The organism is Nocardiopsis quinghaiensis (assembly GCF_008638365.1).
In the GTDB taxonomy this organism is placed as follows: domain Bacteria; phylum Actinomycetota; class Actinomycetes; order Streptosporangiales; family Streptosporangiaceae; genus Nocardiopsis; species Nocardiopsis quinghaiensis.
Genome location: NZ_VWVU01000003.1, coordinates 205250 through 217524, shown reverse-complemented (window position 1 = coordinate 217524; position 12275 = coordinate 205250). Strand labels below are relative to the sequence as shown.

Here is a 12275-nt window from a genome sequence, read left to right as displayed (position 1 = left end):
CACACCGTCCACGTACGGACGAACGGAGGTCCGATGACCCGGACGCGAGAAGAAGCCGTGTCCGAGACCGCCGCGGACGAGCTCACGGCCGAGCCCGCGGAGGCCAAGGGCGGGATCGTCACCCGCTGGCTCTCCTCGACCGACCACAAGATCGTCGGCTACCTCTACATCATCACCTCCTTCGGTTTCTTCCTCGCCGGCGGGGTCATGGCGATGCTCATCCGCGCCGAACTGCTCTGGCCGGGGATGCAGGTCGTCACCGCGGAGAGCTACAACGCCCTGTTCACCATGCACGGCACCGTGATGATGCTGTTGTTCGCGACACCGCTGTTCGTCGGTTTCGGCAACGTGATCGTGCCACTGCAGATCGGTGCGCCGGACGTGGCCTTCCCCCGGCTGAACATGCTCGGCTACTGGCTGTTCCTGTTCGGCGGCCTGACGGTGATGGGCGGGTTCCTGACCAACAACGGCGCGGCGAGCTTCGGCTGGTTCGCCTACATCCCGTTGTCGGACCCGGTGCGCTCACCGGGGCTGGGCGGCGACCTGTGGGTGATGGGACTGATCGTGTCGGGCCTGGGCACGATCCTGGCCTCGGTCAACTTCATCACCACGATCGCCATGATGCGCGCTCCGGGGATGACCATGTTCCGGACGCCGATCTTCACCTGGAACATCCTGCTCACCTCGGTGCTGGTGCTGCTGGCCTTCCCGGTGCTCACCGCCGCACTGGTCGCCCTGGGCGCCGACCGCATGGTCGGTACGCACGTCTACGACCCCGGGCACGGCGGGGCGATCCTGTGGCAGCACCTGTTCTGGTTCTTCGGCCACCCCGAGGTCTACATCGTGGCGCTGCCGTTCTTCGGCATCATCACCGAGGTGATCCCGGTCTTCTCGCGCAAGGCGCTGTTCGGCTACAAGGGCATGGTGGCGGCGACCGTGGCGATCACCGGCCTGTCCATGATGGTGTGGGCCCACCACATGTTCGCCACCGGCGCGGTGCTGCTGCCCTTCTTCTCCTTCATGAGCTTCCTCATCGCGGTGCCCACCGGCATCAAGTTCTTCAACTGGATCGGCACGATGTGGCGGGGCCAGCTCGTCTTCCCCAGTCCGATGCTGTTCGCGATCGGGTTCCTGGTGACGTTCCTGTTCGGCGGGCTCACCGGGGTCCTCCTGGCCTCACCGCCGCTGGACTTCCACGTCACCGACTCCTACTTCGTCGTCGGACACTTCCACTACGTGCTGTTCGGCACGGTGGTCTTCGCGATGTTCTCGGGCTTCTACTACTGGTGGCCCAAGTTCACCGGGCGCTTCCTCAACGAGGCTCTCGGCAAGTGGCACTTCTGGACCCTGTTCTTCGGTTTCCACGCGACCTTCGGCATCCAGCACCACCTGGGGGCGCAGGGGATGCCGCGCCGCTACGCCGACTACCTGCCCACCGACGGCTTCACCTGGATGAACATGCTGTCCAGCATCGGTTCGTTCGTCCTGGGGGCCTCGACCCTGGTCTTCCTCTGGAACGTGTGGTACTCCGCCCAGCACGCGGATCCGGTGGAGAACGACGACCCCTGGGGCTACGGCAACTCCCTGGAGTGGGCGACGAGCTGTCCGCCGCCCCGGCACAACTTCACCTCGCTTCCGCGTATCCGCAGTGACCGCCCGGCCTTCGACCTGCACCATCCCCGGGGACGGGAGGCATAGGGCCGGTCGCGGCCTCCGGCGGCCGCCCCGGGCAGGACGTCAGTCGACGGGACGGTGCAGGAGGAACACCCCCGCGTAGGGGGGCTGGTCCGAGCGCTGGTCCTCGGTGGCCACGTACTCGTCCAGGACGGCGAGGATGCGCCGGTCCAGCTCCGCGAGGCCCTCCTCGGACAGGTGCAGCACGAAGCGCGAGTAGATCCGCACCGACTCCGGTCCGGCCTCACCCAGCTCCTGCTGGAAGGCCTCCACGGGGGCGGTGGAACCGGTGTCGGCGTCCGCGAGGGGCCCGTCCAGCCACCAGCTCTCGCCGGTGGAGCGGTAGGGCTTCTCCAGGGCGCCGCTGGCGCCGGTGCGCACGGGGGCGGGCGTGAGCAGGTCCGCGTCCACGAGCTGGCGCACGTGGTACAGGACCGTGCCCGGTGTGGTGTCCAACCGGTCGGCGAGCTCCTTGTTGGTCAGCTCCCGGGACAGGCAGAGCCGCAGGATGCGCACCCGCATCGGGTGGGAGAGGGCCTTGGCCTCCCGGACCGTGGCCGGACGTCGTGTGCGCGGGAGGGGGGCGGCCCCGCCCTGTTCCGGTTCACCCATGGCCCGAGCCTAACAACGATCGAGCTTCCAGAATCGATTGAGGTAAGTCAACCGATCTGTCATCCTCGATCGCATGACGGACGAGACCCCCCGACACGTCGGCTCCACCCCGACGTCCCCCACCACGTCGCTGGGCGCCGCCTTCTGGAACCTGTGGGCCTCCTCGGCTCTGTCCAACCTCGCCGACGGCGTCCTGAAGGTGGTGCTGCCCCTGGCGGCGCTGCGCTTCACCGGCTCCCCCCTCCTCATCGCCGGTGTGACGTTCGCGCTGACCGTCCCCTGGCTGTTCTTCTCGCTTCCGGCCGGGGCCCTGGCCGACCGGCTCGACCGCCGCCGGGTGATGCTCGGCGCCAACCTCGTCCGAGGACTGCTGCTCGGTGCTCTGGCACTGGCGCTGGCCCTGCACCTGGGATCGATCTGGCTGCTCTACGCGGTGGCGCTGTGCGTCGGGATCACCGAGACCCTCTACGACACCTCGGCCCAGTCGGTCCTGCCGCAGGTGGTCGGCCGCGAACGGCTCCCGCGCGCCAACGGGCGGCTGCACACCGCCGAACTGGCCGCCAACCAGTTCCTCGGCCCGCCCCTGGGCGGTCTTCTGGTGGCGCTGGGCGCGGCGGGGGCGTTCGCGGCCCCGGCCGCGCTGTGGCTGGTCGCGGTGGGAGCACTGCTGTTCGTGCGCGGCCGGTTCCGGGTCGAGCGGTCATCGCCCACCACCATGCGCGCCGACATCGCCGAGGGGCTGCGCTTCCTGTGGGGCCACCGGATCCTGCGGTCGTTCGCCACCATGGTGGGGGTGAGCAACTTCGGCACCAACGCCGCCTTCACCGTCCTGGTGCTCTTCGTGGTCGGCCCCGGCTCGCCCATGGGCCTGTCCGAACCCGCCTACGGCCTGCTGATGACCGCCGTCGCCGCGGGCAGCGTGGTCGGCGCCCTGGCCGCCGGGCGGGTCGAGGGGGCGCTGGGCCGGGCCTGGACCCTGCGGGTCTGCGTGCTCACCTTCAGCGTGCTCGTCGGCGTACCGGCGGTGACCGCCGACCCGTACCTGGTCGCGGGCGGCTTCTTCCTGGGCGGACTGGGCATCGCGGGGTGGAACGTCATCACGGTGTCCCTCCGCCAGCGGATCACCCCCGACCGCCTGCTCGGCCGGGTCAACAGCGGGTACCGGCTGCTCGCCTGGGGAACCATGCCGCTGGGCGCCGCGACGGGCGGGATCATCGCCGAGTTCCTCGGCCTGAGGTGGGTGTACGCGACCATGGGGCTGCTGTGCCTGGGGCTGCTCGCCGGACTGGTCCGGATGGACGACGCCCGCCTGGCGGCCGCCGAACGCGAGGCCGACGGCGGCCGGTAGGAAACCGGTGGACTTCTCCGCACGCCCGGCGGACCATGGTGGGCCATGACCGACACCGACGAAGAGGTCCTGGAGGGCGGCAACGTCGCCGACCAGGTGGTACGCGTGGGCCGGACCGTGCGCAAGCCGTGGCGGCGCTCCTCCCCCGCGGTGATGTCCCTGCTGGAGTACCTGCGCCGGTGCGGTTACGAGGCATCGCCTCCCCCGCTCGGCGGGGACGAACAGGGCCGTCAGACGCTCGGATACGTCCCCGGGACGATGGCCGACCGGATGGCGCCCATGGCGGAGGAGGAGCTGCGTCGGCTGGGCGGGACGATCCGCCGCCTCCACGACCTGACCGCCGCCTACCGGCCCCCCGAGGAGCCGGTGTGGGAGGTGCCCGTCCCGCACGAGCGCGGGGAACTGGTCTGCCACAACGACCTGGCGCCGTGGAACCTGGTGCGGGACGGCGACGCCTGGACGTTCATCGACTGGGACTGCGCCGGCCCGGGCACGCGGATGGGCGACCTGGGGTACGCGGCGCACGGTTTCGTACCGTTGCACGAGGGCGGCGATCCCGAGCGCGACGCGCGGCGGCTGCGTGCCCTGGCCGACGGTTACGGGTGCGGCACCGACCAGCGCCGGGAGCTGCCCGGCGCGGTCCTGCAGCGGGTACGCGGCATGTACGACCTGTTGGTGGAGGGGGCACGGACGGGCCGCCGGCCGTGGGCGCGGCTGCACGCGGAGGGGCACGCCGACCACTGGGGACCCGCGTCGGAGTACGTGGAGCGCAACCGCGGGGTGTGGCTGGCGGCGCTGCTGCGTTAGACGGGCGCGGTCCAGACGAAGGCGGCCGAGACGGGATGGCCGCGGAACCTCTCCCACTTGGGCTTGGCCGCCACCCAGGTGTCGTCCACGGTGGCCTCGGACAGCTCGGCGAGGGTCCATCCGGAGGCCGTGGCGGCACGCACGTGATCGCTGATGAGGTGGACGTGGGTGGTGATGGCGACGTCCTCGCCGGAGGCGTCGGTGTAGTGGGTGGGCATCCCCGAGACCATCGAGAACTGCGGATGGTAGGCGACCAGTACGCAGGTACCGCCCGGCCTGACGAGCCGACGCGCCTCGGCGTAGAAGGGCGCCAGGTCGGGCAGGTGCTCGTCGATGAGCGAGGCGATGGCCAGGTCGTAGGAGGCGCCGGGCAGACCGGTGTCGCGCACGTCGCCCCGGGTGAGGCTGTCGTGGGCGCCGCGCTCGTCCGCCAGCGCCAGCATCCCGGAACTGAGGTCGACGCCGTCGACGTGCACGGCCCCCCGGCCGCGCAGCCAGGCGCCGGTGCGGCCGGTGCCGCAGCCCAGGTCGGCGGCGCGGGAGAGGGACCGCCAGTCGGGGGCGGTGAGGCCGTCGAGCAGGGCCAGGTCCATGGCGTCCAGGACGGAGTCCTCGTAGGTACTCGACCAGCCGTCGTAGCCGGTGGCCACGTCGACGGTGCGGTAGTGGCGGGTGTCGAAGTCCGCGAAGTCAGGCATGGGGGCGAGTATGCCGTGGTCGAGGACGTGCGCGCGAACCGTTTTCGACCCGCCATGCGCTGCTGGCGACGGCGGGTTCGGCCGACGCGTCCTCCCGGACGAGGCGCCCGACCCGGGAGTGAATCGGGCGGTTACCGACACATAGTGGAGCCGTGGTGTGTTCCACGTGCTGGGACCCGATGTCGTGCCCGCTTCCGGCGGTTAGCCTGGTCGCATGCGCAGACACATCCCCCTTCTCCTGTCCCTTCCACTCCTCCTCGCCTTCACGGCATGCGGCCCTGAGGGGACGGTGGCCGTTGAGGAACCCGTCTCCACGGACCAGGACCAGGAGAGCCCCTCCGCGACACCGTCCGCGAGCGGGGCCCCCGCCGGGGAACCGTCCGCGGACACCTCCCCCGACGGGGCTCCGAAGGATACGCCGGAGGAGGCGCCGGAGGAGGCGCCGTCCTCCGGCGGAACCCCGGACGGAGCGGCGTTCAGCGAGTCCCACAGCGTCTCGTTCCCAGTCGGCGCCTACGAGCACGAGTACGAGGGAGAGGCCGACGTCGTCTACACCGTCGCCGGCGTCTCCTCCTCCGGGGCCGGACGGGTGGACTTCACCCTGGAGGTGGAGGTGCCGGACCTGGAGCGGGTGCTCGGGTTCGGCAACCTCGAAGCCGTGTGCGGGACCGGGGCCGGGGAGGTCGCCGTCGAGAGCACGGACCCGCCGAGCGAGGCGGAGGCGGGCTCCCACGCGTTCCCGATGTGGTGCGACGTCGCCCCGGGCACCGAGGAACTGCGGATCATCATCCGCCACGGCGGCGAGGAGATGGTGTTCGACGGACCGGTCGGCTGACCGGCCCGGGCTCGCATCCTCAGCCCAGGAAGTCCAGGAGGGCGGCGGTGAGCTCGGCCGGCGCGTCCTCCTGGACGAGGTGCCCGGCCCCGGCGAGCATGTGCAGCCGCGCCCCGGGGATCGCCTCGGCGAGCCGCCGGCCGCGTTCGGGCGGCAGCCAGGTGTCCTCCTGACCCCACACCACCAGCACCGGCAGGTCGAGGGCGGCGTACCCGTCCTCGACCTCGGCGGTGTACCGCTCGTCGGCCTGGGCGATCTGCCGGTAGAACGCGGGCTGGCCGTCCGCGCCGAGCCAGGGCCGCACGAGCGCGTCCAGGGTGTGGGTACGTGGCTCGCGGTGCGCGGCCGAGGAGACGTAGGCGCGCACCAGGGCCTCGTGCAGGTGCGGGGGCAGCGCGGCGAACACGTCGGCGTTGGCGTTGACCAGGCGGAAGAAGTCGCTGCCCCAGGGGCGCACGCTGACCGCGTCGACCAGGGCGAGGCGCTCGTAGGCCACCTTGTCCAGGACGGCCGCGCGCAGGGCGACCGCGCCGCCGAAGTCGTGCGCCACCACGGCGGGGCGCTCCAGTCCCCAGTGGTCCAGGAGCGCGGTGAAGGCGGCCTGTTGGGCGGCCAGGGACACGTCCTGCCCCTCGTACTTGGCCGAGGCCCCGTAGCCGGGCATGTCCCACACGTGGACGGTGTACCTGGCGCTGAGGGCACGGGCGACGTGACGCCAGACGTAGGAGGAGAACGGTGTGCCGTGCATGAGCACGAGCGGGGTTCCCTCCCCGAAGCGGGTCCAGCGCACGGTCCCGTTGTGCGCCTCGAAGCTGTGGTCGAGTGTCCAGGCGTCGTCGGTCATACGCGCAGGATAGCGAAGGACTCTCCGGGCACGTCGACGGTGGTTCCGGCGGTCCTCGGCCGGTCGTTGGCGAGCAGGAGTTCGCGCGGGGCGGCGTCCAGCTCCACCTCGGCGCCGTCGGCGTCCAGGTTGCACACGACCCGCAGGCCGCCCCGGACCAGAACGAGCCGGAGGCCGTCATCACCGGCCGCGACCGCGAAGCGGTCCAGACGCGGGTCGGACAGCTCCTGTTCCCGGCGGCGCAGGGCGATGAGCGCCCGGTAGGTGTCCAGGACCCGTTCGTGTGGTCGGCGCCCGGTCTGGGACCAGTCCAGGACCGCGCCGTCGCGGGTGGCCGGGTCCATGGGGTCGGGGACGTCCTCCTCGTCCCATCCCAGGGCGGCGAACTCGCGGCGGCGGCCGTCGCGTACCCCTTCGACGAGGTGGGGGTCGGTGAAGGAGGCGAAGAAGGGCCAGGGCGTGGTGGCCGCCCACTCCTCCCCCATGAAGATCATGGGGGTGTGGGGCGAGCACAGCACGAGGGCGGCGCCGCACATGAGCAGGCCGGGCGTGACGCGTTCGCCCATGCGGTCGCCCCGGGCGCGGTTCCCGATCTGGTCGTGGTTGCTCAGGTAGGCCAGGAAGCGGCTGCCGGGCACGCGCGCGGTGTCCACGGGCGCGCCGTGGGTGCGGCCGCGGAAGCTGGAGTGGGTGCCCGCGTGCCAGAACACGCGGGTGAGCGCGGTGGGCAGCGCCTCGGGATCGGCGAAGTCGGCGTAGTAGCCGTGGGTCTCGCCGGTGAGGGCGGCGTGCAGGGCGTGGTGGAGGTCGTCCGACCACTGGGCGGTCATGCCCAGGCCGCCCGCCTCGCGGGGCAGCACGGTGCGGGGGTCGTTGCGGTCGGACTCGGCGACGAGGGACAGGGGGCGGCCCAGGGCGGTGGCCAGGGCGTCGACCTCCTCGGAGAGCCCGGCGAGCAGCGGGGTGGCCCGGTCGTCGCGCAGGGCGTGCACGGCGTCCAGGCGCAGCCCGTCCAGGTGGTAGTGGCGCAGCCAGTCCAGGGCGTTGTCGATGACCATGCGGCGGACCGGGTCGGAGTCGGGTCCGTCCAGGTTGAGGGAGGGCCCCCAGTCGTTCTCGCCGGAGAAGTAGGGGCCGAAGCGGGACAGGTAGGCACCGGAGGGGCCGAGGTGGTTGTAGACCACGTCGAGCAGGACGGCCAGGCCGCGGTCGTGGCAGGCGTCGACGAGTGCCTTGAGGGCGTCGGGGCCGCCGTAGGGCTCGTGGACGGCCCCCCACAGGACGCCGTCGTAGCCCCAGCCGTGGGCGCCGTCGAAGGCGTTGACCGGCATGAGTTCGACGTGGGTGACACCGAGGTCGACCAGGTGGTCGAGCCGTTCGGCGACGGCCCGGAGGGTGCCCTCGGGGGTGAAGGTGCCCACGTGGAGTTCGTAGACGACGGCGCCCGCGAGGGGACGGCCGGTCCAGCCGCTGTCGGTCCAGGAGAAGGCGGCGTGGTCGTGGACGCGGCTGGGTCCGTGGACCCCGTGGGGCTGGTGGAGCGAGCGCGGGTCGGGCAGGGCTCGGGGGTCCTCGTCCAGGAGGTAGGCGTACTCGGTGCCGGGTCCTGCCCCGTCGGCCTGCGCGCGCCACCAGCCGTCGTCGTCGCGCCGCATGGAGACGTCGCGCTCCGCGGAGGCGCCGGTGCCGTACAGGCGCAGGCGCACGCGTTCGCGGCGGGGTGCCCAGACGGCGAAGTCGCCGTTGACGCCGAGCCCCGGGACGGTGGGGGCGGCGAGGGAGTCGGACGTGGTCGGGATGGTCTCCGGTTCACTCACGGAGGGTGACCTACCCGGCTCGCGCGCCCACCATCCGCGGCTGTCCCCGATGCACCGCTTGTCCCTCTTGCGGATCTTCACGGTCCGGAGGTCGGCGGGGGCCGTCCACAGGCCGGAGCCCGCTGTGGCGAACGGCGGCGGACATACGGTTCCCTTGGTGTCGGGGGGGTGCTCCGTGCCCGCCCACGTCGGCATACCGCCGCGCGGGGTGGTTCCTCAGGAACGCGATCGGTAGGTGTGCAGGCGCACCGACGCGGTGACCGGCACCGGTGCGGGCAGGGTCGCGATGCGCGAGCGCAGGTCCTGCGGAGCGATGTGGCGGGCGCTCGGGCCCATCCCGACGACGGTCGCGGCGTCGTCGTGGCCCAGCTCCATGGAAAAGCGCAGGTCCTCGGCACCGGCCGGGGTGAAGTGCCCGTGCAGGGAGTCGGCGAGGCGCTCCTCCTTGCGCGGGTCCACGTCCAGCAGGCCCAGCGCCTCACGGAGTTCGGTGAGGTGGTCGGCGGCCGGGACGGCCACCAGCAGCACACCTTCGGCGCGCAGCACCCTGCGGAACTCGGCGGCGTTGCGCGGCGCGAACACGTTGAGCAGGGCGTCCACCGAGGCGTCGCGCAGCGGCAGCCCCCGCCAGGCGTCGGCGGTCACGGCGCCGCCGCGCTCGTGGACCCGGGCCGCCTTGCGGGCGGCGAACTTGGACACGTCGGCGGTCAGTCCCACAGCGTGCGGCAGGGCCTCCAGCACCCGGGCCAGGTGGTGGCCGGTCCCGCCGCCGACGTCGGCGACCAGCGGCGCGGACGCGGTGAGTTCGCGGGCCAGGGCGGCGGCCAGCGCGGCGGAGATCCGGTCGTGGTGCCCCGCCTCCTGGAACCTCAGGCGGTCGGCGACCATCTCCCTGCTGTCGCCGGTCCCGGGCGGTGTGGCCCCGGTGAGCAGGCTGGCGTACCCCTCCCGGGCCACGTTGAAGCTGTGCCCGCCGGCGCAGGTGAGCCCGCGCTCGTCCCGGCCGAGCCCCTCCCCGCAGGCGGGGCAGGCCAGGGCGGCCGCCACGGAGTCGGGCATCCGCAGCCTGGGGCCGGTGTGGTGTGGGGTGTGCGCGCGCGTCATGATCGCGGTCAGCCTACCCGCGCCGACGCCTCGGCGGGGCCGCCCTGCCTCCGCACCGCCCCGCTCACTCCCTGGTCAGGACCGCCACCGGGTAGCGGTCGAACACCTCCCCCAGGTGTGCCAGGGTCAGCCCGTCCGCGCGTTCCGGTGCGACGACACGGCCGGTGAGCCGGTCGGTCCACGTCCCCGGTCCCGAGGGCAGCGCCAGCGCGGTGTCCGACCAGCCTCCGGCCTCGGCCAGGGTCAGCGGCAGCCGTGTGGCGGCCACCACCAGGTCAGGGTGGGCGGCGCCCCGCGAGGTACGCGCGAAGGCCAGGGCGTGGCGGTCGGCCGGCCCCGAGGCCGTGAGCGGCAGGTACCCCTCCGGTCGCAGTTCCCGGCGGGCGCGCAGGCAGGTACGGACCAGGTGGAGCTTGGCCGCGCCGGTGGCGTCCACAGGCGGGCGCCACCCCTCCTCGATACGGGCCAGCAGGTCGGTGCGGGCCTGGTGGTCCACGGGCCTGCGGTTGTCGGGGTCGACCAGGGACAGGTCCCACAGCTCGGTGCCCTGGTAGAGGTCCGGGACGCCCGGACCCAGGAGTTGCAGGGCCTTCTGCCCCAGGGAGTTGCTCCATCCGGCCCCGCGCACCGACTCCACCACCGAGACGACCTCCCCCCGCAGGGCCGTGTCGCCCAGGACCCGGCCGGGCCAGGCGCGGACGCGGTCCTCGAAGTCGGTGTCCGGATCGGTCCAGGAGGTCCCCAGGCGTGCCTCCCGGGCCGCCTTGAGCAGGTACTCGGTCAGGCGCTCCTCCCCGATCGGCCAGGCGCCGACCAGGGTCTGCCAGCCCAGCAGGTTGAGCGCGGGCTCGGGCAGGGCGCACCGCTCGGTCCAGCGGCGCACGGCCTCGCCGAAGGGCTCCGCCACCTCGGAGAGGGCGGCCAGACGGGCGCGCACGTCCTCCGAGCGCTTGGTGTCGTGCGTGGACAGGGTGGTCATGGTGCGCGGCCGGGAGGCCTCACGGCGGGCCGCGCCGTCGTGGAACTCGTCCGGGGTGACGGCGAAGTCGGCGGGATCACCGCCCACCTCGTTGAGGGCGACGAACCGGGTGGCCCGGTAGAACGCGGTGTTCTCGGTGCCCATGGCCACGACCATCCCGCTGGTCTGCTGGATGCGCCGTGCGGCCTCGCCGTGGGGATCGCGGCGCACACGCCGGTCGATGGCCTCCAGGTCGAAGGCCAGGCCGGGGCGGCGTTCGGCGGCGGTCTCCACCGCGCGGGCCCAGTCCTGCTCGCCCTCGGGCAGGTAGGAGCGGTACACGTCGAAGGCGCACAGCAGTTCGGCGACGGCCTCCTCGCGCTGGCGCACCGCTTCGGCGGAGGGCTCCTCGCGCCCCTCGGGCGGCCGGGGCGGCAGCAGGGCGGCGATGCGCAGCACCTCGGCGCGCAGCAGTCCGGTGGCGGCCTGGCGGCGGGCCAGCACGTCGGCCTCGACGACGTCCACCTCCACTCCCTGGTCCAGCGCCAGGGTGGTCAGGTCGGCCTCCCCGGAGGGGTCGACGAACACCCCGCAGACCTCGCGTAGGGCGTCGTATCCGGTGGTCCCGGCGACCGGCCAGGACTGCGGAAGGCTCTCGCCGGGTGCGAGGACCTTCTCCACCACCACCCAGCCGCCGAAGTCCTCGGCGAGCCTGCGCAGGTAGCCGCCGGGGTCGGTGAGCCCGTCCACGTGGTCCACCCGCAGGCCGTCGAGTTGGCCCAGTCGCGCCCAGCGCAGGACCTCGGCGTGGGTCGCGTCGAAGACTCCGGGGTCCTCCACGCGCACGGCGGCCAGTTCGCTGACGTCGAAGAAGCGGCGGTAGGTGAGTTCGCCGTCGCCGCGCCGCCAGGACACCAGCCGGTAGTGCTGGCGCTCGTGTACCCGCTCGACCGGGTCGCCGGGGGCGTGGGTGCCCGGGGCGAGCGGGTAGCGCTTGTCGTGGTAGGCCAGGCAGCCGTCGGCCAGGGTGAGCTCCGCCAGGGCGGCCCGTCCGCCGTCGCCGTCGTCACCCAGCACGGGGATGAGGACCGGTCCGGCGTCGAAGTCGATGTCGAAGCAGCGCGCGTACACCGACTCCCGTCCGCGCGCGAGGACGTCCCACCACCAGGGGTTGGCGTCCGCCCGCACCACGGACATGTGGTTGGGCACGATGTCCACGACCACGCCCAGGCCCAGCTCGTGCGCCTTGACGGCCAGGGCCTCGCGGGCGGTGTCCCCGCCCAGGGCGGACGAGACCCGGGTGGGGTCGACCACGTCGTAGCCGTGCTGGGAACCCGGCGCCGCGGCGAGCACCGGGGACAGGTAGAGCGCGCCGGTCCCGAGCCGGTCCAGGTAGTCGAGCAGACCGGCGGCGTCGTCCAGGGTGAATCCCGGACGCAGCTGCAGGCGGTAGGTTGACGTTGGAGCGGCGGTCGTGGACGTCGTGGACGTGTCGTTCGTGCTCATCACGCAGCTACCCGTGCCCGCCCCGTCCGCGTGTCATGCACTCCGTCACCGGTCCGGGTGAGCGCCATCCCA

The 12275-nt window shown here is 72.8% G+C and carries 10 protein-coding genes; 4 read left to right on the top strand and 6 right to left on the bottom strand.

Annotation, left to right across the window (positions count from 1 at the left end; all coding sequences use genetic code 11):
- Positions 1 to 33 precede the first annotated feature (33 nt).
- Complete coding sequence (ctaD, locus tag FYX01_RS09760) at positions 34 to 1698, top strand: aa3-type cytochrome oxidase subunit I (protein WP_150239738.1); 1665 nt, start codon at positions 34 to 36, stop codon at positions 1696 to 1698.
- A gap of 39 nt (positions 1699 to 1737) precedes the next feature.
- On the opposite strand, the gene FYX01_RS09755 is transcribed toward ctaD, so the two are convergent.
- Positions 1738 to 2286, bottom strand: a complete 549-nt coding sequence (locus tag FYX01_RS09755) for an ArsR/SmtB family transcription factor (RefSeq protein ID WP_150239736.1) — start codon at positions 2284 to 2286, stop codon at positions 1738 to 1740.
- 73 nt (positions 2287 to 2359) lie between these two features.
- Here FYX01_RS09755 and FYX01_RS09750 point away from each other — a divergent pair, with 73 nt between their 5' ends.
- Together FYX01_RS09750 and FYX01_RS09745 are read left to right on the top strand one after the other, a co-directional pair.
- The gene (locus tag FYX01_RS09750) at positions 2360 to 3634 is read left to right on the top strand and encodes an MFS transporter (protein ID WP_190394253.1); all 1275 of its coding nucleotides are present in this window, start codon (positions 2360 to 2362) and stop codon (positions 3632 to 3634) included.
- Between the two features lie 45 nt (positions 3635 to 3679).
- The gene (locus FYX01_RS09745) at positions 3680 to 4441 is read left to right on the top strand and encodes a phosphotransferase enzyme family protein (protein WP_150239734.1); all 762 of its coding nucleotides are present in this window, start codon (positions 3680 to 3682) and stop codon (positions 4439 to 4441) included.
- Here FYX01_RS09745 and FYX01_RS09740 read toward each other — a convergent pair.
- On the bottom strand, positions 4438 to 5139 hold the full coding sequence (locus tag FYX01_RS09740) for a class I SAM-dependent DNA methyltransferase (protein ID WP_150239732.1): 702 nt from the start codon (positions 5137 to 5139) through the stop codon (positions 4438 to 4440). The two genes, FYX01_RS09745 and FYX01_RS09740, sit on opposite strands and share 4 nt — an antisense overlap.
- A gap of 214 nt (positions 5140 to 5353) precedes the next feature.
- Between FYX01_RS09740 and FYX01_RS26080 the strand changes: the two genes are divergently transcribed.
- Positions 5354 to 5974, top strand: a complete 621-nt coding sequence (locus FYX01_RS26080; RefSeq protein WP_190394252.1) for a hypothetical protein — start codon at positions 5354 to 5356, stop codon at positions 5972 to 5974.
- A 19-nt stretch (positions 5975 to 5993) separates the two neighbouring features.
- On the opposite strand, the gene FYX01_RS09730 is transcribed toward FYX01_RS26080, so the two are convergent.
- The 4 genes from FYX01_RS09730 to treY all read right to left on the bottom strand — a co-directional run bounded on the left by FYX01_RS09730 (position 5994) and on the right by treY (position 12203).
- Positions 5994 to 6818, bottom strand: coding sequence for an alpha/beta fold hydrolase (locus FYX01_RS09730; protein ID WP_150239730.1), 825 nt, complete (start codon positions 6816 to 6818; stop codon positions 5994 to 5996).
- Positions 6815 to 8635: a malto-oligosyltrehalose trehalohydrolase gene (gene treZ, locus FYX01_RS09725; protein ID WP_150239728.1), complete on the bottom strand. Its 1821-nt coding sequence runs from the start codon at positions 8633 to 8635 to the stop codon at positions 6815 to 6817. Before treZ ends, FYX01_RS09730 begins: the two co-directional genes overlap by 4 nt.
- A gap of 216 nt (positions 8636 to 8851) precedes the next feature.
- Positions 8852 to 9739 (bottom strand): putative RNA methyltransferase, encoded by an 888-nt coding sequence (locus tag FYX01_RS09720; RefSeq protein ID WP_150239726.1) that lies wholly within the window; start codon positions 9737 to 9739, stop codon positions 8852 to 8854.
- A gap of 64 nt (positions 9740 to 9803) precedes the next feature.
- Entirely contained in the window at positions 9804 to 12203 is a 2400-nt protein-coding gene (treY, locus tag FYX01_RS09715) for a malto-oligosyltrehalose synthase (protein ID WP_150239724.1), read from the bottom strand.
- Between the last annotated feature and the right edge of the window lie 72 nt (positions 12204 to 12275).

Coding starts and splice junctions, on each gene's coding strand:
- FYX01_RS09740 (WP_150239732.1), bottom strand. CDS start 5,139: ATGCCTGACTTCGCGGACTTCGACACCCGCCACTACCGCACCGTCGAC.
- FYX01_RS09730 (WP_150239730.1), bottom strand. CDS start 6,818: ATGACCGACGACGCCTGGACACTCGACCACAGCTTCGAGGCGCACAAC.
- ctaD (WP_150239738.1), top strand. CDS start 34: ATGACCCGGACGCGAGAAGAAGCCGTGTCCGAGACCGCCGCGGACGAG.
- FYX01_RS09720 (WP_150239726.1), bottom strand. CDS start 9,739: ATGACGCGCGCGCACACCCCACACCACACCGGCCCCAGGCTGCGGATG.
- FYX01_RS26080 (WP_190394252.1), top strand. CDS start 5,354: ATGCGCAGACACATCCCCCTTCTCCTGTCCCTTCCACTCCTCCTCGCC.
- FYX01_RS09755 (WP_150239736.1), bottom strand. CDS start 2,286: ATGGGTGAACCGGAACAGGGCGGGGCCGCCCCCCTCCCGCGCACACGA.
- FYX01_RS09750 (WP_190394253.1), top strand. CDS start 2,360: ATGACGGACGAGACCCCCCGACACGTCGGCTCCACCCCGACGTCCCCC.
- treY (WP_150239724.1), bottom strand. CDS start 12,203: ATGAGCACGAACGACACGTCCACGACGTCCACGACCGCCGCTCCAACG.
- FYX01_RS09745 (WP_150239734.1), top strand. CDS start 3,680: ATGACCGACACCGACGAAGAGGTCCTGGAGGGCGGCAACGTCGCCGAC.